The sequence below is a fragment of the Synechococcus sp. NB0720_010 genome (genome assembly GCF_023078835.1).
Taxonomy (GTDB): domain Bacteria; phylum Cyanobacteriota; class Cyanobacteriia; order PCC-6307; family Cyanobiaceae; genus Vulcanococcus.
Genome location: NZ_CP090898.1, coordinates 1779791 through 1806212 on the forward strand (window position 1 = coordinate 1779791; position 26422 = coordinate 1806212).

The following is a 26422-nucleotide window of genomic DNA, read 5'->3' on the forward strand; positions in this document are numbered from 1 at the left end:
GGTCGCGGATCCGCAGATTGCTCAAGACGCCAGGACGATGGCAAAAAAAGTTGTAGCTGTGATCAAGCTGGCGCTCGACGCCGGCAAAGCAAACCCCGCGCCGCCGGTGGGCCCTGCCCTCGGTCAGCACGGCGTCAACATCATGGCGTTCTGCAAGGAGTACAACGCTCGGACGCAGGACAAAGCCGGATACGTGATTCCGGTGGAGATTTCGGTCTTTGAAGACCGCAGCTTCACCTTCATCACCAAGACCCCTCCCGCTTCCGTGCTGATCGTGAAGGCAGCCGGAATCGCTAAGGGTGCCGCCACCTCTTCCAAGGGTTCTGTCGGGGCCATCAGCCGCGCACAGCTCGAAGAGATCGCCAAGACCAAGCTGCCCGACCTCAACTGCACCAGCGTTGAGTCGGCCATGCGCATCATCGAAGGCACCGCCCGCAACATGGGCGTGGCTGTGAAGGACTGAGTCTCGGGTTCATCCCTCCCGGCTCATCCATCCTTTCTGTTCCTTAGCGGGGGAGAGCTCCTGAGCTCGTCTGCACCCCATTCCTGACATGCCCAAACTCTCCAAGCGCTATTCCGCCGCCGTCGGCAAGGTTGAAGAACGCGTCTACGCCCCGCAAGAGGCTGTCGACCTGGTGAAGGCCAACGCCACCGCCAAGTTCGATGAGACCGTCGAAGCCCACGCTCGCCTCGGCATCGACCCCAAGTACACCGACCAGCAGCTGCGGACCACCGTGGCCCTGCCCCACGGCACCGGTCAGAGCATTCGCATCGCTGTGATCGCTCGCGGTGAAAAGGTCGCTGAGGCCAAGGCCGCTGGTGCTGATCTGGCTGGTGACGACGATCTCGTCGAAACCATCTCCAAGGGTGAGATGGAGTTCGATCTGCTGATCGCGACCCCGGACATGATGCCCAAGGTCGCCAAGCTCGGTCGTGTCCTCGGCCCCCGTGGTCTGATGCCGAACCCCAAGGCCGGCACCGTCACCACCGACCTGGCCTCGGCCATCAGCGAGTTCAAGGCCGGCAAACTGGAGTTCCGCGCTGACCGCACCGGCATCGTCCACGTGCGTTTCGGCAAGGCCAGCTTTGACGCTGCCAAGTTGCTGGACAACCTGAAGGCACTGCAGGAGACCATCGACCGCAACAAGCCCAGCGGTGCGAAGGGTCGCTACTGGAAGAGCCTGTACATCACCTCCACCATGGGTCCTTCCGTGGAAGTGGATGTGTCTGCGCTGCAGGACATCAAGCAAGAGGGCTGATCGTCCCCGTCCCTCTGCGCAAAGCCCCCGCCCCGGCGGGGGCTTTGTTGTATGTTCTTTCTCTGGCTAATGCCAGAAGGGTTACGCGCCCTACCCAAGACAGCAGGTCGAATTCCTGTTCTGCTCGCAGAACCTGAGTCCTTAAACCCTGCCGAGGTGTCCGCGACAGTTTTTCTCACCAGGGCTCCCTCGGGAGTTCGGGTTGGGTGAAGCGAGCCGCAGCCCTCGAGTACCGCCCGGTACTGGGGTTGCGTTCCCGGCTTGTTCCCCTGATCCGATCCTTAACCATGGGCCGCACTCTGGAGAACAAGCAACAGATCGTCGAAGAGCTGAAGCAGCTCCTTGGCGAGGCCGAAATGGCGCTGGTCCTTGATTACAAGGGTCTGTCCATCAAGGAAATGTCTGATCTGCGGACTCGTCTGCAGGCCAGCAACGGTGTCTGCAAGGTGACCAAAAACACCTTGATGCGCCGTGCCATTGATGGCAATAGCGCTTGGTCGGAACTCGATTCCCTCCTCACCGGTACCAACGCCTTCGTGCTCGTCAAGGGCGACGTGGGTGGTGCCGTGAAGGCCGTTCAGACCTTCCAGAAGGAGACCAAGAAATCGGAGACGAAAGGAGGCCTTTTCGAAGGCAAGCTCCTCTCCCAATCCGAAATCAAGGCCATCGGGGATCTGCCCTCCAAGGAGGTGCTCATGGCGCAGATCGCAGGTGCGATCAACGCCGTGGCCACCAAGGTGGCTGTGGGCATCAACGAAGTTCCTTCCGGTCTTGCTCGGGCGCTCAAGCAGCACGCCGATGGCGAGGGCAAGGCCGACTGAGGCCTGCTCTGCTGAGCTCTCCGATCCGACTGTTTACACAGATCTGTTGCTGATTCCCAACCATGTCTGCTACTACCGACCAAATCCTCGAGCAGCTGAAGTCCCTCTCCCTGCTGGAAGCCTCTGAGCTTGTCAAGCAGATCGAAGAGGCCTTCGGTGTGTCCGCCGCCGCTTCCGCTGGCGTCGTGATGGCTGCCCCCGCCGCTGGCGGTGCTGCTGAAGCTGCTGAAGAGAAGACCGAGTTCGACGTCCACCTCGAGGGCTTCGACGCGGCTGCCAAGATCAAGGTCCTGAAGGCCGTCCGCGAGGCCACCGGCCTGGGTCTGGGCGAAGCCAAGGCTCTTGTCGAGGGCGCTCCCTGCAACGTCAAGGAAGGCGTGGCCAAGGCTGATGCCGAAGCCATGAAGAAGGCCATCGAAGAGGCCGGCGGCAAGGTCTCCCTCAAGTGATCCCGCCGTGGGCTGCTTCGGCAGCCCACTCCTTCAACGAAGCCGGCCCTTTCGGGGGCCGGCTTTTTTGTGTGTAGCGGCGGCTGAGCAATAAAAAAGCCCCGCCGAAGGCAGGGCTTTGAGCCGGAACGCTTCTGGGAGTCTGTCCTCGTTTCGACCCCGGAAGTGGTGTTCCGCACTCCTCACACACCAAAACCTTACCGCCAGAGAAAAAGACCGGGCCGCCGGTTCGGGCCGCTGTCTCAACTGTCCCTGATCAGAATCGTGGCGTCTGCCCGGCGTAAGGGATCACCTGGAGGGCGATGGGGCCATTGCTGCTGCTACTAAGGGCTACCGCTGCTGGACGGTCCTGGCGCCGTTCCGCCTGGGCGATCAAGCCATCGAGGGGTTTGGGGTTGGCGAAATAGACATGGCTCAAGCTGCGCTCGCCGTACATCCGCCGTTCGAGCTGCCAGCCCGGCTCCAGCTTGAGGGCGACAAATCCGCTGCGGTCTCGCAGGGGGATCGCCCCACGCCCCACGACGAGTTCGGTCGGGTGGCTGCCGGACATCGCCAGCAGCACCAGGGTGTTCCCTTGGCTCTCGAGCCTCAGGCGATAACGGGGTGAGACGTCGTCCTCGCCGACCCGCAGGGAATAGCCATTGCTGTCGAGGTAGCGGCTGCAGATCCCGCTGAAGTTGAAGCGGTTGAGGGCCGGATCAATCAGGCCGTCCCGGCGTTCTTCCCAGCACTTTGGTTGGGGTTTGAGCTGCTCGAGCACCAGCAGCTTCCAGTCCTGGTTGCCCACCGGTTGCCCCAGCACGGCCAGACGCTCCTGCTCGAGCGGCTGGCTTTGGAACACCCCTGCGGCGGCTTGGCTGCCCACCAGGCCTGCGCTCAGCAGAGCGAGGCCGGCCCACGGGAGGTAGCTTCGCTGCATGGGATGTCTCCTGGGCTCCTGACGAGAGCTGTGTTGTACCGGATGTTGGGGGACAAGCCCAGTGGTCAGTGATACGCCCAAGGTGGTTGCCGCCGCCTGCGACGGCGCTTGTAGCGGAAATCCCGGCCCTGGCGGCTGGGGTGCGTTGCTGCGTTTTGACGATGGCAGCGTTCAGGAATTCGGTGGGGCGGAGGCCAACACCACCAACAACCGCATGGAGCTGACGGCGGCGCTGACCCTGCTGGAGCGCTTGGCGGTTCTGCCGCGTCACCCCGACCTGAGCATCCGCACGGACTCCAAGTACCTGATCGACGGCTTCAGCAAGTGGATCAACGGTTGGAAGCGCAAGGGCTGGCGCACGGCCTCCGGTAGCCCTGTTCTCAATCGCGACCTCTGGGAGGCCCTCGATGGCGCCCGGATCCAGGGCTTGCCCCTGACCTACGTGAAGGGCCACAGCGGTGATCCCGACAACGACCGCTGCGATGTCATCGCCGTGGCCTTTTCCAAGGGCAACCCGATCCAGCTGGCGGCCGGGGAGGTGGTGGAGGCGGCCCCGGCCCTTGATCTGGCCCCTCCGGCCCTGCAGCAGCTGCTGACCCGCTTGGACTTGGCGGATCGGTTGGCCGAGGGCGACTACGGGTTGAGCCTGATGGAGCTGGCGCAGTTGGTCGAGAAGCCCCTCAAGACCCTGGAGGGACGCGATGGCCCCTGGCGGTGGCGGGATTGGCAGGTCCTTCCCCTGGACGAGGGGCGCTGGCGTCTTCGCCGTGACGCGTCAGGATCAGGGGAGCCCCAAGGCGAGGAGCGAGGAGATGGCTGAGGTCGGCACGGGATCGCTCTACCAACGTTTTGTGGGTCCCCTGCTCCGCCGTGATGACGGTGCCGATGCTGAGCAGCTGAGCCAACTCACACTGCAGGCCCTGGGGCAGGCCTCCCTGCGCCGCAACTGGCCCTTGGTCAGCAGTTCCCTGGCGGGCCTCGGAGCAGAGCTGCAGCGCAAGGACCTGCGGCTGGAGCAAACCCTTTTTGGCTGCCGCTTCCTCAATCCCGTCGGTCTGGCCGCCGGCTTTGACAAGAACGCCGTCGCCGCGGGCATCTGGCATCTGTTTGGTTTTGGCTTTGCCGAACTGGGCACGATCACCTGGCATGCCCAGCCTGGTAACCCCCGGCCCCGGCTGTTCCGTTTGGCGGAGGAGCGGGCCGCCTTGAACCGCATGGGGTTCAACAACCAAGGGGCCGAGGCGGCGCGCCGCACCCTGGAGCGCCAGGCTCTGCCGGCGGCCGGGCAGCGACCGGCGGTCTTGGGGATCAATTTGGGCAAGTCCAAGGTCACCCCCCTGGATCTTGCCCCGGATGACTACGCCTCGTCGTTGGAGTTGTTGGCTCCCCTGGCGGACTACGCCGTGATCAATGTCAGCTCCCCCAACACTCCGGGGTTGCGGGAACTCCAGGACGAAGTCCAGCTGCGTCGCCTGGTGGAGCGGCTGCGGCGTCTGCCGGCCTGCCCCCCGTTGCTGGTGAAGATCGCCCCGGACCTGGAGGACGACGCCATCGATTCCATTGCCCGCTTGGCCTACGAGGAGGGCCTGGCTGGGGTGATTGCCGTCAACACCAGCCTGGATCGCCTGGGCCTGGAGGGCAGGCGCCTGGCCCAAACCGGCAAGACCTTGGCGGAGGAGGCCGGGGGACTGAGTGGTGCACCCCTGCGCCAGCGGGCCCTGGAGGTGATGCGCCGGCTGCGGGTCACCGCTGGCCCAAGCCTGCCCTTGATCGGGGTGGGTGGCATCGACTCCGCCGCGTCTGCCTGGGAGCGCATCACCGCCGGTGCCTCCCTGGTGCAGCTCTACACCGGCTGGATCTACGGCGGGCCTGGCCTGGTTCCGGAGATTCTCGAGGGCTTGAGCCAGCAGCTTGATCGCCACGGTTTCCGCAACATCAGCGAAGCCGTCGGCTCTGGGGTGCCCTGGAGCTGAAATCTCGATAGCTTGCGGATAGAGCAAGCGGAAGGCGAGTGGTGCTCGCAGGAGTTCAAGAGCGCCTCGGCCCCTTGCAAGCCTGGCTGTTTCCGCAGCGGGTCTACCTCGAGCTGCAGGATCAAGCGATCACGGCAATGGTCCTGAGCGGCCGGGGCCTGAGCTGGGTCGATCAGTTGTCCCTGCCGCCGGGGCTCTGCCAGGGCGGACGTCCCGTGTCTGGTTCTGCCCTGGCGGATCTGTTGGGGGATTGGTTGGTGCAGTGCGGCTACCCCGGGGCCAGGATCTGGGCCGTGCTGCCGGGCAGCGCCTGCGAACTACGCCTTCTGCAGGGCAGCGCTCCTGAGCGAATGGCCATGCCCAAGGAGCTGGAGGCCCTGCGTTTGCCTTGGCCCCCGGAGACCGCGGTGGATCTGCTGAGCTGCCCTCTGCCCTCCTCCCCGGGCAGCCGTGTCTCGGTGGCGGTGGAGTCGGCCTTGCTGGAGGACTGGATCGAGGTCTTTGCCGATGCGGGCCTCGGTCTCGATGCCCTCGAGGCTGCTCCGGTCTGTGCGCTGCGCTGCGTCGAGGGCCAGAAGGGTTGGTTGTTGGGACTGGAGCCTGAGCAGAGCTGGTTGCTGCGCCTGGAGCGGGGGGCTCCGATCTGGCAGTGGCGCTTGCCGCCGTTGGAGGAGCTGGAGGCTTTGCAAAGCGAGCTCAACCAATGCCTGAGCTATTGGCAATCCCAGGCTCCTCAGCCGCGCTCGATGGATGTCGTGGTCTCAGCGGCCCTGCCGGCTTCGGCGCTGGAGACCCTGCAGAGTTGTCTTCCGCTGGAGCTCAATGGCCTGGATCCCTTGCGGAGCGACCCAGCGCAGTGGTCTCTGGGTCTGCTCTGGGGGCTGGCCGCGGCGGAGTTGGAACGATGAGCCCTCGTCTTGGCCCCCTCGATTTACTGCAGGAGCGCCGGCGTGCCAGCGGCATGGCTGAGCCAGCTGGGTCCATGCTTCCGGCCCGCCCGCTGTTGCTCAAGGGCTCGGCCATTGGCGGTGGCGTCCTTGCCTTGATGCTGCTCTTGCTGGTGGCGCTGGGGTGGCGCCAGCAGCAGGTGAACGCCGCCCTGGCGAACCTCGCCGGCATCAAGCTGCAGGTCCAGACCCTAGAGACGCGGGTCGGACGGGTGCGGCGGGCCAAGGCTCAGCTGCAGCGCAGCAGCGAGGGCTTGGCCAAGGGTCTGGTGGGGGTGTCTTCCGGCTCGGCCTTGCTGGCTCAGTTGTCCGCGGTCACCCCGGCCGGTGTGCAGCTGACGGAGGTGCGCTCCCAGAACAGCGGCTTACTGCTCAAAGGGGTCGCCGTTGATCCCCAGGCATTCCGACGGGTCAATGGGCTGAGTCTGCTGCTGTCCCAATCGCCTCTGTTTGATGCCGAGTCGGTTCAGGTGGTGAAGCTCCAGCGCGATGGCGCCAGCGGGGGGCCGGTGGACTGGGAGCTCTCCGCTCGCTTCGCGGCCCTGGCTCCGGATCAACAGTTGGCGGTGCTGCAGGCCCTGCAGGCCGACGGTTTGGTGCAGCGTTTGCGTTTGATGCAGTCCAAGGGGGTGCTGCCATGAGCCTGCAACTGCGGCGAGAGCAGGTGTTGCTCGGTGCACCCGTCCTTCTGGGGGTGCTGTTGGCTGCAGCGTTGGGGGGCCTGGTGGCCTGGCCCCGTTGGCAGCGCTTGCAGGCGGATCAGCAGGAGCTGCTGGTGCTGGAGGAGCAACAGCAGCGCTTGCCCTTGCTGCGCCGTCAGCTCGAGAGCTTGGAGCAGCAGCGGGAGCAAGCTGACCGCAGGAATGCCCAGATCCTGGGGTTGATCGCGGGCAGCGGCGAGCTGCAGACGTTCTTGGCCCAGCTCAGTGAACAGGCGGCCCAGACCGGCGTGCTGCTGGATGGCTATGAACCGGTTCAGGCCGTCGCACCGCCCACCAGCAAAAAAAGCAACAAGACCGCGGCTGAGACCCCGCCGGCGGATCCGTTGTTGGCCCCTGGTTTGAAGAAGACCTCGGTGCTGCTGCGCGCCCGCGGCAGTGGCCCGCAGCTGTTGGATTTTCTGCGGCGTCTGGAGCGCCTGAGCCTCCTGGTGGTCCAGAGCGATCTCTCGCTCAAAAGTGGCAACAGCAGTAAAGACAAGGATGGCCGGGTGGTCGTGGAGCCCACGGAATTGCGGCTGAATCTGGGCCTCTATGCGAGAGATCACAGCCCAAGTCAGAAGCCTGGAAAGCCCGGCTGAGCATCGATACCATCCGCCCAACTGGCAAAGGGCAGCGTGGGTTGGCGGCGCACTGGGATCTCAGCCCTGATGGCTGCTGCCGCGATGACGGCTCCAGCGCTGGCGCTGCCGCAGTCCAGCGCCTCTGCTCCCGCGCCGTCCGTCGCGCCGTCCGGGGGGGCTCTGCTGCTGCAGTTGCGCCGTGGCGCCAACAGCGTGGACGTGGTGGTCGAGGGCACCGGTGCGGCTCCGCTGCTGCGGCAACGCCAAACCGCGGCCGGTTGGCAGGGGCAACTGCAGCTGAGTCAATCCGCCTCCCTGAAGGTCGGCCCGCAAACGCTGACCCTGCCGGAGGCCGGCCTGAAGCGCGTGAGCATCAGGGGGAGCGGGCGCGAGTTTGAGCTGGAGGTGGTGCCGATGCCGGGGGCACCGGCCTCCAAACCGGTGGTCAGCGCCGATGGCCGCAACCTGATCTTGAGCTTCAGCGCCCCCAGCGAGTTGGTCTCGAAGACCGGCACCTTCAACCTCAATCAGCCCGGCTCGGTGCCCCAGCCGCGCTATGCCCCGCCCCTGCAACCCAGGGCGGTGGCGCCGCCCCTGGGCGACATGGCCGTGGGAACGATGGTGCTGCGCAACCGCAGCTACCTCAACCTCAGCGGCCCGCCGGTGACGATGACCCTGCGCAACGCACCGGCCAAAGACGCCCTGATGGCCCTCAGTCAGATGGGTGGCTACGGCTTCGTCTACGTCGACGATGAGGAGCGACCGGGTGCTCAGGCCAGCGCGGGCCCGACGGTTTCGCTGTCTTTCCGCGGTGAGGCCTACAGCAAGGCCTTGAACTCGGTACTGCTGGCCTCGGGTTTGCAGGGGCGGATGGAAGGGAATCTGTTGCTGGCGGGTCCCTCGGTCATGGGCAAGACCTTCGGCACCCAGATGTCCAAGGTCTATCGCCTCAACCAGGCCTCAGCTGAGTCGGCCGCCAAGTACTTGGCCAGCCTGGGGGCGCGCATCACCCAGGTCACAACGATCACCAATGCGGTGACCTCGGGGCAGCCCGTGGCGAACCAGGTGGCTGGTGGCGAGCAAACCCAGCAGACCAAGAAGGAGCAGATCACCACCACGGAGACCTATGGCGCCTCCACCGGTCCCCTGCGTGGCTTGATTGGGACGACCGATTCACGCCTGCGCACCATCACCTTGGTAGGTGATTCGCAGTTGGTTTCCGTCGCTGAGAACTACCTCCGGCAGATCGATCTGCGCCAGCGGCAGGTGGCGCTGTCGGTGAAGATCCTGGATGTCACCTTGAACAACGACACCAGCCTTTCGAACTCCTTTGCCTTCCGCTCCGGCAGCAACTTCGTTGTCAGTGATCGGGGTGAATTCTTGGGTGCCTTTGGTGGCTTGCTGCCGCCGCAAGGGGATCAATTCAGTACGATCGCAGGTGGCGCTGCGAGCGCTAAGTCTGAAACTGTGACGGCTACCGGCCGGGACGCAACAGTTGCGACCACTGAGATTCCTGCTAACAGTCCTGCCCCAATTAATCCAGGCTTTGCTTATCCATCTGGCAATGCCAACAACTACAACTACTTCGATTTCGTTCGAGGTCTGATTGAGTCGAATACGACCAAGGTGCTGGCTTCCCCGACCCTGATCATTAACGAGAATTCCGAACCGATCGTTTCCGGTAAGGCAGTCACCGTTGGTGGTTCGGGTACGGCCGCACTCAATACGGCCTCCATTGGTCGCCCCTTTGCCAATGAGTCTTTTGTGACTGTGGGGGCCCAGGAGATTGTTAGTTACACCGTGCAGGCCGGGCAAAACGGTGCCCCAAATAGCTGTCAGCCGGAGTTTGGGACGGCTGGTTTGACCTTTGGTGCGCGCGTCTCCCGCATTGATGACAACGGCTTTGTCACCTTCTCGATGTCACCGGAGATTTCGGCGGTGATTGCGACGGACGTGCGCATTGAAGGCTGCGGCACGGTCAATACCTTGACGACCCGTCGCTTGGATACGGGGGAGGTACGCGTGCGCGATGGCCAGACCTTGATCCTGACAGGTGTGATTTCTGATAACGACCAGGCCGTGGTGCGCAAGTGGCCCGTGCTTGGGGATATTCCGTTTGTTGGTCAATTCTTCAGGGATTCGATCAACAGGCGTGAGAAGCGCGAGCTGGTGATCTTGGTGTCGCCGCGCATCATCCGTGACGACAACGGCGGCAACTTCGGTTACGGCTACCAAGCCGCGACGCCTGAAGCCCGTCAGCTGGTCTCCCCGTACTAAATCGAGCCTGGTAGGGCGGCCTTGGCGGCGATCGGCGCCACCATCTTGAAGGCGGCCATCAGTCCCCCCAGCAGGGCGCTGCCCATGCCATTACCTCCCTTTGCTTTCTTGCTGGGCTTGAGCAGGGTGGTTGCTGCCTCCTCCAGTGACTTGGCCTGCTGGAGCGCCCCCAGCTCGCTGTAGAGCCTGCCGGCGTAGCGGAGGTCCTGGGCAGCCAGGCTGAATTGGCCCTGCTCGGCGCGACTGACCCCCCGGGCCATCCAGCTCACAGCGGCGTTGGGGAGCCGTTCAATCGCCTGGCTGAAGAACTGCTCGGCCTCTGGAAAACGGCCGGCCTCCGCCGCTTGAACACCAGCGTTATGGAGGGCGGCATAGCTATGGACTGCCGCGCCGACCCCGCGAGCCCCTTGCCAATGGCTGCCCTCGAGGGCGCCGGGGTCCAGTCGTGCACCGGAGAGGTCGCTGTTGCGTAGATCGGTCCCCTCCAGCACTGAGCCCCGGAGATCCGCTCCCCGCAGAGATGCGCCCGCCAGGCTGGTGAACCGCAGGTTGCTTTCCCGCAGGTCGGCTCCATCCAGGCGCGCTCCGCTGAGGTTGGCCCGCTCCAACTGGGCCCCTTGAAGCTGTGCGTCCCGCAGGTCGGCATGGACCAGGTCGGCGTCATGCAGCATGCAGCGCTCGCAGGAGCGTTGATCCAGGGTGCGAATCACCGCTTGGTCATCGGCCGCCTGGGCGGCTCCGCTGACCAGCACCAAAGCCAGGCCGGCCAGATGGAGACGCAGACGAGCCATGGGCTGGTGCGGCCGAACTGGCGCTGTTCTAACGGTCATCTCTCCCCCCGTCGATCAGGCTGGGGAGATGGAAGCCCACGGCGGCAACTTGGAGGCAACGGCACGGCGCTTGGGCTGCCGGCCGGATCAGATCCTGGATGCCAGCGCGTCCCTGGCGCCCTTTGTCCTGCCGCGGGCGGCCCGGCGGGCCCTGCGGCAGATGGATCTGCGGGCCTATCCCGACCGCAGTCACTGGCGGCTGCGTCACCAGATCGCGCGGCTGCATGACTTGGATCCGGAGCTGGTGCTTCCGGGCAACGGTGCGGCGGAACTGTTCACCTGGGCTGCCCGTGATGCGGCCAGCGGCGGTCTGTCGCTGTTGCCCCAGCCCGGCTTCGCTGACTACGCGCGTGCTCTTCAGTGTTGGGGCGGCCTGCAGCGGCCCATGGCCCTTCCCCTGGAGTGGGAGGCCTCGTTCCCGCAACCGTTTCCAGCTGACGCCGCTGCGGAGGTGCTCTGGATCACCAACCCCCATAACCCCACCGGCCAGCTCTGGAGCCGCGCGTCCTTGAGGCCGCTGCTGGCCCGTCACCGCTTGGTGATCTGCGATGAGGCCTTCTTGCCATTGGTGCCAGGCGGGGAGCAACAGTCCCTGATTCCGCTGGTGGCCGAGCACCCCAACCTGATCGTCATCCGCAGCCTGACCAAGCTGTACGGAATTGCGGGGGTTCGGCTCGGCTATGCCGTGGCCCAGCCCGAGCGGCTGCAGCGCTGGGCCGGCTGGCGGGATCCCTGGCCCATCAATGCCGGGGCGGGAGCGCTGGCCGATGCCCTGCTCAGCGATCCCCGCTCTTACCAGCGCTGGTGCTCGCGCGTGCAGGCCTGGGTGGTGCAGGAGGGCCAGTGGCTGCAGCAGCGCCTGCGGGCGTTGCCCGGCATTCACCCGTACCCGTCAGCGGTCAATTACCTGCTGCTGCGCGCTGAGCAGGGTTCCCTGCAGCCCCTTCGGGAGGCGTTGGAGCGGCGACATCGCATCCTGGTGCGCGATTGCCGATCCTTCGCCGGGCTCGGCGAGTCCTGGTTGCGGATCGGCTACCAGAACCGCTCCGGCAATCGGCGCCTGCTGCGGGCCCTAGGCGCTGAGCTCCTGCAGTAGCCCTGCGATCAGTGCTTCGGCATCGCGGACGGCCAGCTGCTCCATGCCGCGGCGTAACTGCAGCAGTGGGTCGATCACCGGATCGCAGCCCCGAAGCCTGGGACCGAGTAGACGCCAGAGGGTGCGCTCCAGGGCCGGGTGTTCAGGGGGGTGCTGCCAGACGATGACGGCCGCGCCGACGGCCGCGGCGGCACCGGCGTTGGCGTCCTGGTGTTTGTCCGCCGCTTGGGGGTAGGGGACCAGGATCGTTGGACTCCCGCAGACCGCCAATTCGCTCAGGCTGCCGGCACCCGCACGGCTGATCACGAGATCGGCGTGTTGCAACAAGCCGGCCACCTCGTCGCTGAAGGGGCGCTCGGCGTAGCGGGGGTGTTGCAGTTGACCGCTCTCGGGGTCGTTGTTGCCGCTGAGGTGGACCACCCGGCAGCCCAGGTTCAGCAGTCGGGGCAGCAGGGGCCGGACCATGCGGTTGAGCCCCACGGCACCCTGGCTGCCGCCCATGACCAGCAGCAGGGGGCCCGCTCCTGCCGGCACCCAACTCGGGAGTGGTGCGGCGTGCAGAAACTCCCTGCGCACGGGGGTACCCGTGACCCGCGGGCGGCAGCCCTGCAGCCGCTCCGCCGCCTGGGGCAGTCCGACGGCGACCTGGCTGCAGAGCCGCCCGAACAGGCGCGTCACTTTTCCTGGGACGCCATTGGATTCATGCAGCACCACCGGCACCCCGCACCAGCGGGCCGCCAGGATCGCCGGTGCAGCGATGTAGCCGCCGGTGCTGAAGACCAGACGGATGCGTTCCCGGCGGATCAAGCGCCGCACCGTGACCGTGGCGCCCAGCAGGCGCAACAGGTTGCTGAGCTTGCGCAGTCCCCGGCCCTGAAGGCCGCCGGCATCGACGGTGTGCAGCCGGTACTCCTGGGGAACTAGCTCGGTCTCCAGCCGGTCGGGAACCCCGAGCCACTGGATCTCCCAGTCCGAGGGCAGAGCCTGGGCCACGGCGAGGGCTGGGAAGAGATGCCCGCCGGTGCCGCTGGCAGCGATCAACAGGCGTGACATGGGCATCGCTGATGAGCGCGCCTAACTTAAGGGCACCTCCCCGTTGAGCTCCCGTGCAGTTGCGCTCCTTCCTGGCTGCCGCCCTCGCTCTGGCGGGTCTGGCCATGGGGGCTCCCCTTCGGGCGGCGCCCAGCCTGCAGGCCCTGCAGGAGGCCCTGAACAACGGCTCCTCATCGGAGATCTCGGCCCTGCTCGAGGCCGGTAATGGCCTGGATCCCGCGTTGGTGTTGCAGCGCCGCGACTTCTTGCGTGCCCAGTTCCCCGATGCCAGTTGGCAGGTGAGCCCCGGGGTCTCCCTCAAGGACGGACGGCCCACCACCCTCGTCACCGTTGCCGGTAGCCGTAAGCAGGGGCCCTACAAATTCCGCTTTGAAGCCACCCAGAAGCTGGTGCTGGGATCCAGCGGCGATCGCTTCAACAGCCAGGACGTGATCGAATCCAATTCGATCCTGCGCAGCGGTGACCCCAACCTCAAGGTCAGCCTGTTGATTCCCGATGCCGTGCTGACCGGGCAGCGCTACGATCTCGACGTGATCTTTGACGACCCCCTCAACGGTGCGGTGGTGGCTGGAGCGATCAAGCCCGTCACTGTCAGCGAGTTGCTGCGGCTGCAGGCTCCTGACCTGCAGCTTGAGGCCCTCGGTGGCGGCGGCCTGTTCAAGACCGTGCAGGCCCCCTTCCAGCCGGGCAGTCAGACCTGGGCGGTGCTGTTGGTTCACCCCAAGGGGATCGTGGCGGCGTCCAAGCAGGTCCGGGTGGTCGCCAAGCGCTCTGAGCTCACCCTTTAAACCAACGGGCCAGCGCGGAGACATCCAGCTCACCGCAGCCCTGCTCGATCAGGGCGTCCTCTAGGGCAGCTACCCGTTCGCAGATCGGCAGCTCCAACTGAGCCTCGGCCGCGGCATCCAGGGCGATGCCGAGGTCCTTGCGGTGCAGGGCCAACTTGAACCCCAACGGATAGGAGTCGTTGATCATCTGTTGGCTCCTGTTCTCCAGGGCCCAGGAGCCAGCGGCGCCGCCCTTTAGGGCCTCCACCAGTGCGTCTTGCGGTAGCCCCAGACGATCGGCGAGGGCCAGGGCTTCAGCGACGGCGGCATAGCTGCCGGCCACCAACACCTGATTGACCGCCTTGGCCTGTTGCCCTGCTCCCACGGGGCCGAAGTGATGCAGGCTGCCGCCAATCACCTCCAGCAGCGGCCGGGCCCGCTCGAGCTGGTCCAGCTCAGCCCCGATCAACACCCGCAGGGTTCCGGCTTCGGCTCCTTCGGTGCCGCCAGTCACCGGAGCATCGATGTAGTCCACCCCCTGGGTCGCGAGCTCGCCGGCGAGGCGTTGGCTGGTGCCTGGGCTGATGGTGGAGCAGTCGATCACCAGCGCCCCAGGCTGCAGGTGGCCCTTCGCCAGGGCCAGCACCTCCTCGACCGCCTGGTCATCGCTCAAGCAGAGCAGCAGCAACGGCGACGCGGCCGCCGCCTCAGCCACGGTCGCCGCTCGCTGGGCACCCGCCGCCTCCAGGGATTGTGCGGGAGCGGCAGTGCGGTTGAAAGCGGTCAGGCTCCATCCGGCCCGCAGCAGGTTGCGGGCCATGGGGGCACCCAGGGCTCCAAGGCCCAGACAGCTCACATCAGTTGGCATGGGCTGGTTTGGAGAGGGTGTTGAGTTCGCCGCGATCCAGGCTGCCATTGCCGTTCTGGTCGATGGTCTGGAAGTGCTTGCGCAGCCAGGGGTAGCCCTGGGCTTCCTGTTGGTCGATGCGGCCATCGCCGTTCTGGTCGGCCTTACGCAGGACCCGCTCGGCGCGCGGGGGCGGCACCTTGTTACTGGGCTTGAGATCCGCAGGGGTCAGGTAGCCGCGGCGGTTCTGGTCCAGGCGGTCGAAATGACGCTGGAGGTAGGGCTGCCCTTGAACCTCCTGGCGCTCGAGTCGTCGGTTGCCGTCCCGGTCCAGTTGCTCGAAGAGCTGTTGCAGGCGCCGTTCATAGGCCTTGAGTTCCTGCGGCGTCTGAGCCTGTAAGCCCAGGGGGAAGGCCAACAGCAGGCTGGCGCCAGCGGCAAGCAGGAAACGGGAGCGGTCGCGCCTCATGGCATCAGGCTATGGAGCCCTGCTCGCTGCAATCGGCCTGGCCGCTCGGCAAGGTGTGACCAGATCTGTCTAGCGCGATTTCCGCAGCTTGATCTCCATACAGTCAGGACAGATGTTGCGCCTGCAGTCCCATGGCCGTGCCTGCACGGAGCACTCCCCAACGCATCTGGGTGGTGGATGACGATGCGGAGCAGCGGCGTTTGGTCGGCACCTATCTGACCGATCAGGGCTACGACGTTCGCTGCCTCAGTAGCGGTGAGCAACTGATGGTGCGGCTGGAGAGCCAGCGGCCCGATTTGGTGGTGCTCGACGTCATGCTTCCGGGGGATGACGGCCTGACGCTCTTGCGCCGGCTGCGCGACGGCGGCGATGACCTGCCCGTGGTGATGCTGACGGCCAAAGGGGACGGCATCGATCGGATCATTGGCCTGGAGCAGGGGGCCGACGACTATCTCGGTAAACCCTTCCTGCCTCGGGAGTTAACGGCGCGCATTGAGGCGGTCCTGCGGCGCCGGGTGGCCCTGCCTGCGGGCACGCCGCTGGCGGAGGGGCAGGTGGTGGAGTTCGGCGAGAACCGGCTGGATTTGGCCAACCGCAGCTTGGAGCGCGATGCCCATCCCGTTGTGATCACCAGCGGGGAGTTCAGCCTGCTCGCGGCTTTTGTCCAGCACCCCCATCGGCCCCTGTCCCGGGAGCGTCTGATTGAGTTGGCCCGGGGTCCGGAATCGGAGACCGACAGCCGCAGCATGGATGTCCAGGTCTCCCGGGTCCGCAAGTTGGTGGAGCCCGATCCCACACGGCCCCGCTACCTGCAGACGGTCTGGGGTTACGGCTACGTCTTTGTGCCCGATGGCCAAGCACGCACCCGTTAAGTACGTCCTGGCGGGCGCGGGCATCTCCGCCCTGGCTCTGGTGGTTCTGCAATCGCTGCTAGCCCAGCGCTTGGAGCGGGCGCAGATTGCCCAGATGGGTCCCGAGGTGGCCTTCAACCTGAAGCTCGGAGAGTTGGCACTCGATCGCCTGCCGCCCGAGGCCCTGGCCCGTCTGAGTGGATTGCCGTTGCGGGTCGGTCCCTTCCCTCCCGTCAGCGGCGATGGACGTTTGCAGCGGCAAGCGCGTCTGCTGCAGCAGGAGCTCTGCCAGCGGGTGCGGCCCTGTCCGCCGGTGCTACCGGCCCAAAGTCTGGCGCCCGGCCTGTGGGTCGAGTTGCTGTCGCCCCTGGAGCCGATCTGGTTGTTCACCCCCGTGGGGCCGGCTCAGCGCTGGCCCCCTGATCCCCTCCTGCTGGGGTTGTCCTTGTTGACCGGGAGCATCTCTGCCTCGTTTCTGTTCCTCTGGCGCGAGGTGCAAACCCCCCTGCAGCAACTGGAGCAGGCCCTGGGCTCCGTGGGGCGCTCCGGCCAGCAGCCCGCTCTGCCGGAGCGGGGGGCTCGGGTGGTTCGTTCATTGACGGGCCGCTTTAACGCCATGGTCGAGCGCCTGGCCAGCAACGATCGTGAGCGCGCAACGATGCTCGCGGGCATCGCCCATGACCTCAAAAGTCCCCTGACGCGTCTGCGCTTGCGTTTGGCGGACCAGCGGCCAGCGGAGGCGGACCTGGATGCGCTTGAGCGCATCACCAGTCAGTTCCTGTTATTTGCCGGCGGAGGGGATGCGGAGCCGCCGGTGCAGTTGCCCCTGGATCAGTGGTTGGCGGAGTTGACCGCTCCCCTTGAGGCGGACCAGGTGCAGCTGGATTTCATCCCCTTGGAGGCGCGGGTGCAGCCGGTGGCCCTGGGACGAGCGGTGGGGAATTTGATCGAGAACGCCCTGAGCCATGGACAGGCTCCGCTGCGGTTGGTCCTGCGTCCGGAGGCGGCGGAGGGTTTTCGCATTGAGGTCTGGGATCGAGGCGATGGCATTCCTGTCGAGCAGTGGGCCCAAGCCTTGATGCCGTTTCAGCGCTTGGACCGGGCCCGGGGTGGCAGCGGCCACTGCGGATTGGGGCTCGCCATTGCGGCCCGGGTCGCCGCCAGCCATGGCGGGGGGCTGAGCCGCCTGCAGTCGGAGCAGGGCTTTGCGGTGGTGCTCAGGGCCCACTCCCTCGCGGCGGCCTAGCTCAGTCGGATTTGGTCACAGTTGGCGCCCGGCTTCGTCACAGCTGGGCTGTCCATTCCGCGCAGCCTGTGGGGGCACGTTGTTTTGACCGACATGTCAGCCGGTTTGCGCCTGTTTCAACCGTGGTCGAGGGCCTTGCAGCTGGGTCTGGCGCTCTGCTTGAGCACCAGCATCCCGGCCATGGCCGAGGGGCGTTCCGCGTTTGCGGAGGTGGAAGCGGAGGCCCTCTCCAAACTGAGCCGTCAGCAGCGCCATCGCTATTTCGATGACCTGCGGGCGCTGCAGCGCCGCCGTTTTGATCAACGCCAGGCGGATCTCTCCCGTTTGGAGGGTTGCCTGAATCGCACGGCCAAGGCGAAGGCATCGACCTGTTTTGAGCGGCAAACCCGAAAGGGGCACGCGCGTTGGCGGCGCGAGCTCCAGGCCTTGCGGCAGCGCTACAACCTGCCGGTGCCGCCGAGCCATCACCACCGCCCCTCCTGAGGCATAAAAAAAGGGGCCCCTCGGGGCCCCAGTCGCTGAATCGCCAGTGGAGATCAGGCTTCGTCGAGGGCGGCCACGCCGGGGAGGACCTTGCCTTCCAGCAGCTCGAGGCTGGCGCCACCGCCGGTGGAGATGTGGGACATCTTGTCGGCCAGGCCGGCCTTCTCCACAGCAGCCACGGAGTCACCGCCGCCGATGATCGTGCAGCAGCCCTTACCGCTGATGTCAGCCAGGGTGGTGGCGATGGCGTTGGTGCCGGCGGCGAAGGCGTCGAACTCGAACACGCCCATGGGGCCGTTCCAGATCACGGTCTTGCAGTCAGCCAGGGCGTCCTGGAAGACCTTGACGGAATCGGGACCGATGTCCAGGCCCATCCAGCCGTCGGGGATGGCATCCACCTTGGCCACCTGGCTGTTGGCATCGGGGGCGAAGTTGTCAGCCAGCACCACGTCGGTGGGCAGCAGGAACTGAACGCCCTTGGCAGCAGCCTTGGCCTCGAGCTCCTTGGCCAGCTCCAGCTTGTCCTCTTCCACCAGGCTCTTGCCGACGGCCATGCCGCGGGCCTTGTAGAAGGTGAAGATCATGCCGCCGCCGACAAGGATCTTGTCGCACTTGTCGAGCAGGGCCTCGAGCACGCCGATCTTGGAGCTCACCTTGGAGCCGCCGACGATGGCCGCCAGGGGACGCTTGGGCTCATCGATGGCGCCCTGCAGGTACTGCAGCTCCTTCTCCATCAGGTAGCCGGCGACGCTGGGGCTCAGGTACTGGGTCACGCCCTCGGTGGAGGCGTGGGCACGGTGAGCGGCACCGAAGGCGTCGTTGACGTACACGTCAGCCAGGCTGGCCAGCTTCTTGGCGAAGTCGCCTTCGTTCTTCTCTTCTTCGGCGAAGAAGCGGACGTTCTCCAGCAGCACGACGTCGCCATCGGCCATCGCAGCAACCTTGGCCTCGGCGTCAGGGCCGATGCAGCTGTCGGTCTTCACCACGCCCTTGCCCAGCAGTTCGCTCAGGCGAGCGGCCACGGGGGTGAGGCGCATGCCCTCGTTCACCTGACCCTTGGGACGACCGAAGTGGGCCGAGAGGATCACCTTGGCGCCCTTGCCCACCAGATCATTGATGGTGGGGAGGGCAGCGCGGATGCGGGTGTCATCGGTGATGGCGCCGGCATCGTTCAGGGGAACGTTGAAGTCGACCCGAACCAGCACGCGCTTGCCGCGCAGCTCGTCAGCGGAAAGGCTGGCCAGGGAGCGCTTCGCCATGGGTGAGACAAGGGGGTAGAGGTCGGGCGAATTTAGCGGGCCAGTCAAGGGTTGCCCCGTTATCGCGCTCTGCGATGGCTTTGCTGGCCCCCCGCGCTGTCGGCGCTAGACAGAGGGTGCACCGGCCAGCCGGCCATGTTTGAGATCGTTCTCTTCCCCATCGACCGCAGCCGCCAGGCTGCTGAAACCGCTGCCTTCGCCCTGAAGTTGGCCCAGCAGCACGGCAGCCGTTTGGTGCTGCTCTCCGTGGTTGAGCCCGGTCAAGACGATCCCGCTGCTGTGGCTGCGTTGTTAGAGGACGCCCGCGGTCGCTTCCAAGAACAGGGCGTCAGCTGTGAGGTGCTCGAGCGCGAAGGAAAGCCGGCTTTTGTGATCTGTGATGTGGCCGATGAAATCAATGCCGATGTGATCGTGATGGGGACCCGCGGGCTGAGCCTCGAAGCGGAGGACGCCCCCAGCACGGCCTCCCGTGTGATTCAGTTGGCCCCTTGCCCCGTGATGGTGGTGCCGTGAGTGAGCTGCTGAGTAGCGCGGCCCCGTCGATTCAGTGGTATCCGGGCCACATCGCCAAAGCAGAGCGCGCGCTCACCGACAACCTGGCCAAGGTCGACTTGGTGATCGAGGTTCGCGATGCCCGCATCCCGACGGCCACCGGCCACCCCCGTTTGCAGCGTTGGATTCAAGGCAAGCAACATCTGCTGGTTTTGAACCGCCGCGACATGATTCCAGTGGCGGCGCGGGAGGCTTGGGACGCCTGGTTCCGCGGCCAAGGCCAGACCCCTTGGTGGAGTGATGCCAAGGCCGGCACGGGGGTCAAGCAGCTCCAGCAGGCGGCGATTCGAGCGGGGGACTCCCTCAATGAGCGGCGCCGGAATCGCGGCATGCGCCCAAGGCCCGTGCGGGCGTTGATGCTGGGGTTCCCCAACGTCGGCAAGTCCGCCCTGATCAATCGCTTGGTGCGCCAAAAAGTGGTGGACAGTGCCCGCCGCGCTGGCGTGACCCGCAGCCTGCGCTGGGTCCGGCTTGGCCAGGACTTGGACCTGCTGGATGCACCAGGGGTGTTGCCCCCTCGCCTGGATGACCAGCTCGCTGCCCTGCGTCTGGCGCTCTGTGACGACATCGGCCAGGCGGCCTACGACGGAGAGGCCGCCGCCATGGCCTTTGTCCACATGCTCGCGGCCTTGGAGGCAGCGGAGACCTCCGGGGTCAAGCCCGGCCTGCTGGAGCGTCGCTATGGCATCCCGGTCGAGACGCTGTCAGGGGAGGGCGCGCCCAAGCCGGATGTCCATGGCTGGTTAACGGGAGCGGCTGAGCGGCACACCAGTGGCGACACGGTGCGAATGGCCCAGCGGTTCCTCGATGACTTCCGCCGGGGCATGCTCGGACCGATTGCCTTGGAGTTGCCGTGAGTGGTTTTGGGGAAGGTGAAGGGGAGCTGCTGACGCTCACCTACCCCAAACCTCTGCCGATGCGATTGGACCGCTGGCTCGTGGCCCAACGCCCCGAGCAGAGCCGGGCCCGGATTCAGAAGTTCATCGATGCGGGCTATGTCCGCGTCAACGGAGTCACGGGCCGCGCCAAGACCCCCCTGCGTCTGAACGACACGGTGGAGTTGTGGATGCCGCCGCCGGAGCCCCTTCCCTATCTGATCCCCCAGGACATCCCCCTGGATGTCCTCTACGAGGACGAGCACCTGATCGTGCTCAACAAGCCGGCCGGGCTCACGGTCCATCCCGCCCCTGGGAACAAGGACGGGACCCTGGTCAATGGCCTGCTGCATCACTGCCCCGATCTACCGGGAATCGGCGGCGAGATGCGTCCGGGGATCGTTCATCGCCTGGATAAGGACACGACGGGCTGCATCGTCGTGGCCAAGAGCCAGGAGGCCCTGGTCAAGCTGCAGGTGCAGATCCAGAAGCGTGTGGCGTCCCGGGAGTACCTGGCGGTGGTCCATGGGGCGCCGGCTGGGGACAACGGAACGATCGTTGGGGCCATCGGCCGCCATCCCGCCGATCGCAAGAAGTACGCGGTGGTCCATGACGGCTCCGGGCGCCATGCCTGCACCCACTGGACCCTGCTGGAGCGCCTGGGCGATTACGCCCTGATGCGCTTCAAACTCGACACCGGCCGCACCCACCAGATCCGGGTTCACTGCGCCCACATCGGGCATCCCATCGTTGGGGATCCGGTTTATTCCCGCTGCCGCAAGTTGCCGTTGACCCTGCCCGGTCAGGCGCTCCATGCCTTCCAGCTGGGTCTGGATCACCCGATCCGTAAGGACCGAATGCTGTTTGAGGCCCCCCTGCCGGAGGTGATGGAGAAGTTGCTCAAGCTGCTGAGGCGGCGGGCAGGCGTGGACACGCCTCCACCAGAGTCCGAGTGATGGCGGCCTGGGGCTGGCTGAGCAGCTGATCACCGGGGCCTTCTTCGACGATCTTGCCGCCATCGAGCACCACGACCCGCTGGCAGAAGCCACTGGCCACCGCCAGGTCGTGGGTGACAAAGATCAGCCCCAGACCGAGGCGGTCCTGGAGGGAGCGCAGCAGCTGCAGTACCTCGGCCTGGACTTCGGCATCGAGCATGCTCACGCTTTCGTCGCAGAGCAGCACCTGCGGTTCCAGCACCAGGGCCCGTGCGATGGCGACCCGCTGTTGTTGACCGCCGGACAGCTGGCGGGGCAGGCGCCCCTCAAAGGCTTCGGGCGGCTGCAGGCCAACGGCCTCTAGCCAGTGCCGGGCTTGTTCACGGGCGGCCGCTGGGCTGGCGAGCCCATGGATCAAGAGTGGATCGGCAATGGCCTCCCCCACGGTCATCGCTGGGTTGAGGCAGGCCAGCGGGTCTTGAAAGACCATTTGGATGCGCCGCCGGGCCTGGCGCAGGGCCTCACCCCGCAGGCGCATCAGATCAACGCCCTTGAGCTTCACGCTGCCGCCCCGGACCGGCGTCAGCCCCATCAGGGCGCGGCAGAGGGTGCTCTTGCCGCAACCGGAGGCGCCAACGACGCCCACGGTTTCGCCGTGGCGCAGTTGCAGGCTGACCCCGTCCACGGCCCGGTACCAGCGGGACTGCCAGGGCAATCCCGGCAGGGGATGCCAGCAGCGCAGTCCCTCCAGCTCCAGCAGGGGAGAGGCATTGGACGGGGCGGGTGTGACACCGCCTTCCCGGGCCCGCGCGGCCCCCACGAGCCGTTGGGCCAGGGGCGATTGGGGTTGGGTGAGCAGGGTCGTCGCTGGGGCCTGCTCCACCAGTCGGCCCTGGTCCAGGACGGCGATTTGATCGCACCAGCGCCCGGCCATGGCCAGGTCATGGCTGATCAGCAACAGGGCGCTGCCGGCCTCCCGGCAGAGGTCGCAGAGCTCCTGCATGACCTGCCCGGCCACGGCCACATCCAGGCTGGTGGTGGGTTCATCGGCAATGACCAGGGCGGGGCGCAGGGCCATGGCCAGGGCAATGGCGAGACGCTGTCGCATCCCGCCGCTGAACTCGTGGGGATAACTGCTGTAGCGCTCCTTGGTGATGCCGACCCGCTGGAGTAAGGCCCGAGCCCGTTCACGGATTCGTGCCTGCTGCCAGGCCGGGCGGTGTTCGCTGAGGGTGTCGGCCAGGTGCTCGCCGATCGTCATCAGGGGGTTCAGCCGGGTCATCGGGTCTTGGAAGACCAGGCCGACCGCCTCGCCCCGCAGCCGCCGCAGTTCGGAGCGCCTGAGGGTCCTTGGATCCCTGCCCTTGAGCAACAGTCCGCCTTGGCAGCGACTGCCCTGGGGGAGCAGTTGCAGCACGGCTCGGGCCACCGTGCTTTTGCCGCAGCCGCTGGGTCCCACCAGGGCGAGGCGCTCACCCGCGTTCAACTGGAGATGGAGGCCGTCGAGGGTGTTGCTTTGGCTCCCCGGGTAGCGCACGCGCAGGCCTTGCAGCTCCAGGACCGCACCGGGATGGGCTGGGGCGGCCATGGTCAGGCAACAGCACTCCACCCAGGCTGGCAGGTGCGGGAAGGGCAAACCCTCACCTGTGGTCGGTTTGTGAGGGCCACTGCATACGATGGTGGAAATCGCAGAGCGCAATGCTCCAGGCGGTGCCCGGTACGGCAGAACGGTCCGCCTCCAGTGGGGCAGCGGCTGCTGCTGAACGCCAGGGCCCAGGAGCGGCGCTCGGCAGACGGATCATCAACAGCCCCGCGGACTACGGCATTGAGCTGCCGGCGTGGCTGCACACCTGCATTGAGCACGTTCCCCCTGGGGTCGGGGAAAGTTGCCCCACCGACACCGAGGCGCTGCTGGCCTCAGCCTTCGACTTCGCGTTTCAGCTCCATGACGGCCAGGTGCGGGCCAGCGGGGAGCCCTACATCTGCCATCCCGTGGCGGTCGCTGATCTGCTGCGTGACATCGGTGCCAGTGCGGGGGTGATCGCCGCTGGATTCCTCCATGACGTTGTCGAGGACACCGAGGTCACGCCAGAGGAGATCGAGCAGCACTTCGGCTCTGAGGTGCGGGGCTTGGTGGAGGGGGTCACCAAGCTGGGGGGCATTCACTTCACCAACAAGACCGAGGCCCAGGCCGAAAACCTGCGCCGGATGTTCCTGGCGATGGCCAGTGACATCCGCGTGGTGCTGGTGAAGCTGGCTGATCGCCTGCACAACATGCGCACCCTCGGTGCACTCAAGCCCGAGAAGCAGCAGCGGATTGCCCGTGAAACGCGTGAGATCTACGGCCCCTTAGCCAACCGCTTGGGCATTGGTCGCTTCAAGTGGGAGTTGGAGGACCTGGCCTTCAAGATCCTCGAGCCCGAGGCCTTCCGCGACGTGCAGCAGCAGGTCTCCAGCAAGCGCAGTGACCGCGAGGAGCGCCTGGGGGTCACCGCCGACATCCTCAGTGGCAAGTTGTCATCCGTGGGGTTGGGTGAGTGCGAGGTCAGTGGACGGCCCAAGCACCTCTATGGCATCTGGAACAAGATGCAGACCCAAGGCAAGGCTTTCCACGAGATCTACGACGTGGCGGCACTGCGGATCATCTGCCCGAACGTCGAGAGTTGCTATCGCGCCTTGGCGGTGGTCCATGACACCTTCCGCCCGATTCCTGGTCGCTTCAAGGACTACATCGGGCTGCCGAAGCCCAATGGCTACCAGTCCCTGCATACGGCGGTCATTGGTCGCCATCGGCCGATTGAAGTCCAGATCCGCACGGCCGAGATGCACCGGGTGGCGGAGTTCGGCATCGCAGCCCACTGGAAATACAAAGAGGGCGGATCCCCCGCTGCCACCGGATCGGATGCCGAGCGCTTCAACTGGCTGCGGCAGCTGGTGGATTGGCAAAAAGATGGCGTGGGGGAGGACAGCGGGGACTTCCTGCGCTCGATCAAAGAGGACCTCTTTGATGAAGAGGTGTTTGTCTTCACTCCCGGTGGAGATGTGGTGGGCCTGCGCAATGGCTCAACTCCAGTCGACTTTGCTTATCGCATTCACTCCGAGGTGGGGAACCACTGCCAAGGAGCCCGCATCAACGATCGGCTCTGCCCTTTGGCAACGCCGCTGCAGAACGGCGACTTCGTTCAGATCCTGACTTCCAAGACGGCTCACCCCAGCCTGGATTGGCTCAACTTCGTGGCCACGCCCACGGCGCGTAATCGCATTCGCCAGTGGTACAAGAAGAGCCATCGTGAGGAGAACATCCAGCGCGGCACCGACATGCTCGAGCGCGAGCTGGGCCGTGATGGTTTTGACGCCCTCCTCAATGGCGAGGCGATGGCGAAGGTGGCGCGCCGTTGCAACCTCGTCGGCACCGAGGATCTGCTCGCGGCCATTGGCTTTGGTGGCGTCACCCTCCATCAAGTCTTGAACCGCCTGCGGGAGGAGCTGCGCCTGGCCACCGAGGCCGAGGCCCCGGTCATCAGCGATGAAGAACTCGCCCGCAACCTCACCCAGCAAGGGGAGCAGACCTCGGGGCCATCGACTCCCCTGACGGGCCATGGCGATGCCAGCCCGATCCTGGGTCTCGAAGGCCTCGAATATCGCTTGGGCGGCTGTTGCAGTGCCCTCCCTGGCGAGGCGATTGTCGGCACGGTCGCCCTCGGCAACCACGGCATCACCATTCACCGTCAGGATTGCTCCAACCTCGGTTCAGTGCCGGCTGAGCGCCGTCTGCCGGTGCAGTGGAATCCCCAGGTCAGTGATTCCCAGCGTCGCCGTTATCCCGTTCAACTGCGGATTGAGGTGCTCGACCGGGTGGGTGTGCTGAAGGACATCCTCACGCGCCTGTCCGACCACCGCATCAATGTCAGCGATGCCCGGGTTCGCACCAATCCGGGCCGCCCTGCACGCATTGACCTGAAGGTGGAGCTGGAGAGCGCGAATCAGCTGAGCAACACCATGGATCAGATCCGCTCGATGGCTGATGTGCTCGACATCGCCCGCGCCGGCATCGGCTAATCCGTGTTGCCTTTTGAGGCGGCGTATCTAACTTTCAAATAGTCGAATCACGCGAATGCGTCGCGTCCTTGGGTTCCTTTTTGCGGCCTTGTTGATAGTGGGCCTATGGACGGGAGCAGCCATTTCCGCCCAGGCTGCAGGCCTCCCAGCATTTGCGTTTCCCTTTTCCAAACAGCCTCTGACGCGGTACGACGGGGGGACGACCAAGCAGGTTGGGACCTATAACTTTCCCGTCAGTGAGGCGATGGCTGGCGTCTATATGACGTTGGAGCCTGGCGCGCTGCGGGAACTGCATTGGCACGCCTTTGCCGCGGAATGGGCCTATGTGATTGAGGGACGTACCCGGATCACCCTCACGAGTCCTGAAGGTGAAGTGCAGATCGCCGATGTTGATGCCGGTGGACTGTGGTATTTCCCCAAGGGTTGGGGTCACAGCATTGAGGGACTTGGCCCCGGGGAGGCCAAGTTTCTGTTGGTCTTCAATGATGGCTCGTTCAAGGAGGGATCAACCTTCTCGATCACCGGCTGGATAGCCAATACCCCAGTCGCCTGGGTCAGTCAGAACCTTGGGCTGACGCCGAAACAGGTGAAGGAGCTGCCGGACAGGCAGGTTTACATCACCCGCAAGCCGCCGCGTCCAGGTCCGTTGGCGGAGACCGTCTCCCGCGACCCCAGCTTCAAACGCATGACGGAAAGTCATGTTTTTGATCTCGGTGGCCAGCCCGAGCAGTCCCGTGAAGATGGGTCTTGGTTGAAGATCGCCAGCGCACAAGAGTTCCCGGCCAGCTTCAACATGACTGGCGCGATTGTGCATCTGGAGCCTGGAGCGCTGCGCACGATGCACTGGCACCCGAATGCAGCGGAGTGGCAATACGTTCTGAATGGTTCCTACGACCTCAGTGTTTTTGCCTCTGAAGGTCAGGCGAGTGTGAGTCGTCTCAAACGCGGTGATGTTGGTTATGTGCCTCGGGGCTATGGCCATGCCTTGATGAACACCTCCAGCGGAGCGACAGATGTCTTGGTGGTCTTTGACAGCGGTAGTTATGAGGCCATCAATCTCAATGACTGGTTAGCGGCTAACCCGGACAGTGTTGTGGCCAATAACTTCGAAATTCCTCGATCGCTCGCCCAGCAGTTGCCCAAACGCAACGCCGATTTCGCTCCGAATTAGGC

The 26422-nt window shown here is 65.5% G+C and carries 27 protein-coding genes; 20 read left to right on the forward strand and 7 right to left on the reverse strand.

Translation table 11 applies throughout. The annotated features are described in order from the left end of the window. Positions 1–37 precede the first annotated feature (37 nt). The 4 genes from rplK to rplL all read left to right on the forward strand — a co-directional run bounded on the left by rplK (position 38) and on the right by rplL (position 2529). Positions 38–463, forward strand: a complete 426-nt coding sequence (gene rplK, locus LY254_RS09320) for a 50S ribosomal protein L11 (RefSeq protein ID WP_010313529.1) — start codon at positions 38–40, stop codon at positions 461–463. Between the two features lie 88 nt (positions 464–551). Beyond that, positions 552–1259, forward strand: coding sequence for a 50S ribosomal protein L1 (rplA, locus tag LY254_RS09325; RefSeq protein ID WP_247476792.1), 708 nt, complete (start codon positions 552–554; stop codon positions 1257–1259). 287 nt (positions 1260–1546) lie between these two features. Continuing rightward, positions 1547–2080, forward strand: a complete 534-nt coding sequence (gene rplJ / locus LY254_RS09330) for a 50S ribosomal protein L10 (RefSeq protein WP_010313525.1) — start codon at positions 1547–1549, stop codon at positions 2078–2080. A gap of 62 nt (positions 2081–2142) precedes the next feature. Next, positions 2143–2529 (forward strand): 50S ribosomal protein L7/L12, encoded by a 387-nt coding sequence (gene rplL / locus LY254_RS09335; protein WP_010313523.1) that lies wholly within the window; start codon positions 2143–2145, stop codon positions 2527–2529. Between the two features lie 256 nt (positions 2530–2785). On the opposite strand, the gene LY254_RS09340 is transcribed toward rplL, so the two are convergent. Beyond that, positions 2786–3448, reverse strand: coding sequence for a DUF3747 domain-containing protein (locus LY254_RS09340; protein ID WP_010313520.1), 663 nt, complete (start codon positions 3446–3448; stop codon positions 2786–2788). A gap of 82 nt (positions 3449–3530) precedes the next feature. Here LY254_RS09340 and LY254_RS09345 point away from each other — a divergent pair, with 82 nt between their 5' ends. The 6 genes from LY254_RS09345 (at position 3531) to LY254_RS09370 (ending at position 9927) form a co-directional block, all read left to right on the forward strand. Continuing rightward, a complete protein-coding gene (locus LY254_RS09345) occupies positions 3531–4268 on the forward strand; it encodes a ribonuclease H (RefSeq protein WP_247476793.1) in 738 nt (245 codons plus the stop codon). Then, complete coding sequence (locus tag LY254_RS09350; protein WP_247476794.1) at positions 4261–5421, forward strand: quinone-dependent dihydroorotate dehydrogenase; 1161 nt, start codon at positions 4261–4263, stop codon at positions 5419–5421. The genes LY254_RS09345 and LY254_RS09350 overlap by 8 nt, the downstream gene beginning before the upstream one ends. Before the next feature lie 38 nt (positions 5422–5459). Then, the gene (locus LY254_RS09355; protein ID WP_247476795.1) at positions 5460–6329 is read left to right on the forward strand and encodes a hypothetical protein; all 870 of its coding nucleotides are present in this window, start codon (positions 5460–5462) and stop codon (positions 6327–6329) included. Then, complete coding sequence (locus tag LY254_RS09360) at positions 6326–7009, forward strand: PilN domain-containing protein (RefSeq protein ID WP_247476796.1); 684 nt, start codon at positions 6326–6328, stop codon at positions 7007–7009. Before LY254_RS09355 ends, LY254_RS09360 begins: the two co-directional genes overlap by 4 nt. Then, positions 7006–7668 carry a hypothetical protein gene (locus tag LY254_RS09365; RefSeq protein WP_247476797.1) on the forward strand — a complete coding sequence of 221 codons (663 nt, stop codon included), beginning with the start codon at positions 7006–7008 and terminating at the stop codon, positions 7666–7668. Before LY254_RS09360 ends, LY254_RS09365 begins: the two co-directional genes overlap by 4 nt. Before the next feature lie 69 nt (positions 7669–7737). After that, the gene (locus LY254_RS09370) at positions 7738–9927 is read left to right on the forward strand and encodes a general secretion pathway protein GspD (protein WP_247476798.1); all 2190 of its coding nucleotides are present in this window, start codon (positions 7738–7740) and stop codon (positions 9925–9927) included. Here LY254_RS09370 and LY254_RS09375 read toward each other — a convergent pair. Further along, positions 9924–10718 carry a pentapeptide repeat-containing protein gene (locus tag LY254_RS09375; RefSeq protein ID WP_247476799.1) on the reverse strand — a complete coding sequence of 265 codons (795 nt, stop codon included), beginning with the start codon at positions 10716–10718 and terminating at the stop codon, positions 9924–9926. The two genes, LY254_RS09370 and LY254_RS09375, sit on opposite strands and share 4 nt — an antisense overlap. Positions 10719–10785: 67 nt before the next feature. Here LY254_RS09375 and LY254_RS09380 point away from each other — a divergent pair, with 67 nt between their 5' ends. Further along, positions 10786–11853, forward strand: a complete 1068-nt coding sequence (locus LY254_RS09380; protein ID WP_247476800.1) for a histidinol-phosphate transaminase — start codon at positions 10786–10788, stop codon at positions 11851–11853. Here the strand turns inward: LY254_RS09380 and LY254_RS09385 are convergent. Then, positions 11830–12906 carry a glycosyltransferase gene (locus LY254_RS09385; protein ID WP_247476801.1) on the reverse strand — a complete coding sequence of 359 codons (1077 nt, stop codon included), beginning with the start codon at positions 12904–12906 and terminating at the stop codon, positions 11830–11832. The genes LY254_RS09380 and LY254_RS09385 overlap by 24 nt on opposite strands. A 53-nt stretch (positions 12907–12959) precedes the next feature. Between LY254_RS09385 and LY254_RS09390 the strand changes: the two genes are divergently transcribed. Beyond that, complete coding sequence (locus LY254_RS09390) at positions 12960–13694, forward strand: hypothetical protein (RefSeq protein ID WP_247476802.1); 735 nt, start codon at positions 12960–12962, stop codon at positions 13692–13694. Here the strand turns inward: LY254_RS09390 and LY254_RS09395 are convergent. Further along, positions 13684–14541 (reverse strand): NAD(P)-dependent oxidoreductase, encoded by an 858-nt coding sequence (locus LY254_RS09395; RefSeq protein ID WP_247476809.1) that lies wholly within the window; start codon positions 14539–14541, stop codon positions 13684–13686. The genes LY254_RS09390 and LY254_RS09395 overlap by 11 nt on opposite strands. Next, on the reverse strand, positions 14531–14989 hold the full coding sequence (locus LY254_RS09400) for an EF-hand domain-containing protein (protein ID WP_247476810.1): 459 nt from the start codon (positions 14987–14989) through the stop codon (positions 14531–14533). Before LY254_RS09400 ends, LY254_RS09395 begins: the two co-directional genes overlap by 11 nt. A 131-nt stretch (positions 14990–15120) precedes the next feature. Between LY254_RS09400 and LY254_RS09405 the strand changes: the two genes are divergently transcribed. The 3 genes from LY254_RS09405 (at position 15121) to LY254_RS09415 (ending at position 17569) form a co-directional block, all read left to right on the forward strand. Beyond that, positions 15121–15861, forward strand: a complete 741-nt coding sequence (locus LY254_RS09405) for a response regulator (protein ID WP_247476812.1) — start codon at positions 15121–15123, stop codon at positions 15859–15861. After that, a complete protein-coding gene (locus LY254_RS09410; protein WP_247476814.1) occupies positions 15839–17086 on the forward strand; it encodes an ATP-binding protein in 1248 nt (415 codons plus the stop codon). Before LY254_RS09405 ends, LY254_RS09410 begins: the two co-directional genes overlap by 23 nt. A gap of 159 nt (positions 17087–17245) precedes the next feature. Beyond that, positions 17246–17569: a hypothetical protein gene (locus tag LY254_RS09415; protein WP_247476816.1), complete on the forward strand. Its 324-nt coding sequence runs from the start codon at positions 17246–17248 to the stop codon at positions 17567–17569. Between the two features lie 53 nt (positions 17570–17622). Here LY254_RS09415 and pgk read toward each other — a convergent pair whose 3' ends face one another. After that, a complete protein-coding gene (gene pgk, locus LY254_RS09420) occupies positions 17623–18828 on the reverse strand; it encodes a phosphoglycerate kinase (RefSeq protein ID WP_247476818.1) in 1206 nt (401 codons plus the stop codon). 135 nt (positions 18829–18963) lie between these two features. On the opposite strand from pgk, the gene LY254_RS09425 reads away from it, so the two are divergent. The 3 genes from LY254_RS09425 to LY254_RS09435 are packed head-to-tail and all read left to right on the forward strand — an operon-like array spanning position 18964 to position 21211. Next, the gene (locus LY254_RS09425) at positions 18964–19341 is read left to right on the forward strand and encodes a universal stress protein (RefSeq protein ID WP_247476820.1); all 378 of its coding nucleotides are present in this window, start codon (positions 18964–18966) and stop codon (positions 19339–19341) included. After that, positions 19338–20237: a ribosome biogenesis GTPase YlqF gene (ylqF, locus tag LY254_RS09430; RefSeq protein ID WP_247476822.1), complete on the forward strand. Its 900-nt coding sequence runs from the start codon at positions 19338–19340 to the stop codon at positions 20235–20237. The genes LY254_RS09425 and ylqF overlap by 4 nt, the downstream gene beginning before the upstream one ends. Next, entirely contained in the window at positions 20234–21211 is a 978-nt protein-coding gene (locus LY254_RS09435) for an RluA family pseudouridine synthase (RefSeq protein WP_247476823.1), read from the forward strand. Before ylqF ends, LY254_RS09435 begins: the two co-directional genes overlap by 4 nt. On the opposite strand, the gene LY254_RS09440 is transcribed toward LY254_RS09435, so the two are convergent. Continuing rightward, on the reverse strand, positions 21156–22778 hold the full coding sequence (locus LY254_RS09440) for an ABC transporter ATP-binding protein (protein WP_247476824.1): 1623 nt from the start codon (positions 22776–22778) through the stop codon (positions 21156–21158). The two genes, LY254_RS09435 and LY254_RS09440, sit on opposite strands and share 56 nt — an antisense overlap. Positions 22779–22888: 110 nt before the next feature. Here LY254_RS09440 and LY254_RS09445 point away from each other — a divergent pair, with 110 nt between their 5' ends. Together LY254_RS09445 and LY254_RS09450 are read left to right on the forward strand one after the other, a co-directional pair. Continuing rightward, positions 22889–25249, forward strand: a complete 2361-nt coding sequence (locus LY254_RS09445; protein WP_247476825.1) for a bifunctional (p)ppGpp synthetase/guanosine-3',5'-bis(diphosphate) 3'-pyrophosphohydrolase — start codon at positions 22889–22891, stop codon at positions 25247–25249. Between the two features lie 55 nt (positions 25250–25304). Then, a complete protein-coding gene (locus LY254_RS09450) occupies positions 25305–26420 on the forward strand; it encodes a cupin domain-containing protein (protein WP_247476826.1) in 1116 nt (371 codons plus the stop codon). Positions 26421–26422: the final 2 nt, after the last annotated feature.

What these genes read in the sequence shown, in the direction of transcription:
- rplK (WP_010313529.1), top strand. Translation starts at nt 38, where the DNA reads ATGGCAAAAAAAGTTGTAGCTGTGATCAAGCTGGCGCTCGACGCCGGC.
- rplA (WP_247476792.1), top strand. Translation starts at nt 552, where the DNA reads ATGCCCAAACTCTCCAAGCGCTATTCCGCCGCCGTCGGCAAGGTTGAA.
- rplJ (WP_010313525.1), top strand. Translation starts at nt 1,547, where the DNA reads ATGGGCCGCACTCTGGAGAACAAGCAACAGATCGTCGAAGAGCTGAAG.
- rplL (WP_010313523.1), top strand. Translation starts at nt 2,143, where the DNA reads ATGTCTGCTACTACCGACCAAATCCTCGAGCAGCTGAAGTCCCTCTCC.
- LY254_RS09340 (WP_010313520.1), bottom strand. Translation starts at nt 3,448, where the DNA reads ATGCAGCGAAGCTACCTCCCGTGGGCCGGCCTCGCTCTGCTGAGCGCA.
- LY254_RS09350 (WP_247476794.1), top strand. Translation starts at nt 4,261, where the DNA reads ATGGCTGAGGTCGGCACGGGATCGCTCTACCAACGTTTTGTGGGTCCC.
- LY254_RS09360 (WP_247476796.1), top strand. Translation starts at nt 6,326, where the DNA reads ATGAGCCCTCGTCTTGGCCCCCTCGATTTACTGCAGGAGCGCCGGCGT.
- LY254_RS09365 (WP_247476797.1), top strand. Translation starts at nt 7,006, where the DNA reads ATGAGCCTGCAACTGCGGCGAGAGCAGGTGTTGCTCGGTGCACCCGTC.
- LY254_RS09370 (WP_247476798.1), top strand. Translation starts at nt 7,738, where the DNA reads ATGGCTGCTGCCGCGATGACGGCTCCAGCGCTGGCGCTGCCGCAGTCC.
- LY254_RS09375 (WP_247476799.1), bottom strand. Translation starts at nt 10,718, where the DNA reads ATGGCTCGTCTGCGTCTCCATCTGGCCGGCCTGGCTTTGGTGCTGGTC.
- LY254_RS09380 (WP_247476800.1), top strand. Translation starts at nt 10,786, where the DNA reads ATGGAAGCCCACGGCGGCAACTTGGAGGCAACGGCACGGCGCTTGGGC.
- LY254_RS09385 (WP_247476801.1), bottom strand. Translation starts at nt 12,906, where the DNA reads ATGTCACGCCTGTTGATCGCTGCCAGCGGCACCGGCGGGCATCTCTTC.
- LY254_RS09395 (WP_247476809.1), bottom strand. Translation starts at nt 14,541, where the DNA reads ATGCCAACTGATGTGAGCTGTCTGGGCCTTGGAGCCCTGGGTGCCCCC.
- LY254_RS09400 (WP_247476810.1), bottom strand. Translation starts at nt 14,989, where the DNA reads ATGAGGCGCGACCGCTCCCGTTTCCTGCTTGCCGCTGGCGCCAGCCTG.
- LY254_RS09405 (WP_247476812.1), top strand. Translation starts at nt 15,121, where the DNA reads ATGGCCGTGCCTGCACGGAGCACTCCCCAACGCATCTGGGTGGTGGAT.
- LY254_RS09410 (WP_247476814.1), top strand. Translation starts at nt 15,839, where the DNA reads ATGGCCAAGCACGCACCCGTTAAGTACGTCCTGGCGGGCGCGGGCATC.
- pgk (WP_247476818.1), bottom strand. Translation starts at nt 18,828, where the DNA reads ATGGCGAAGCGCTCCCTGGCCAGCCTTTCCGCTGACGAGCTGCGCGGC.
- LY254_RS09425 (WP_247476820.1), top strand. Translation starts at nt 18,964, where the DNA reads ATGTTTGAGATCGTTCTCTTCCCCATCGACCGCAGCCGCCAGGCTGCT.
- LY254_RS09440 (WP_247476824.1), bottom strand. Translation starts at nt 22,778, where the DNA reads ATGGCCGCCCCAGCCCATCCCGGTGCGGTCCTGGAGCTGCAAGGCCTG.
- LY254_RS09445 (WP_247476825.1), top strand. Translation starts at nt 22,889, where the DNA reads ATGCTCCAGGCGGTGCCCGGTACGGCAGAACGGTCCGCCTCCAGTGGG.
- LY254_RS09450 (WP_247476826.1), top strand. Translation starts at nt 25,305, where the DNA reads ATGCGTCGCGTCCTTGGGTTCCTTTTTGCGGCCTTGTTGATAGTGGGC.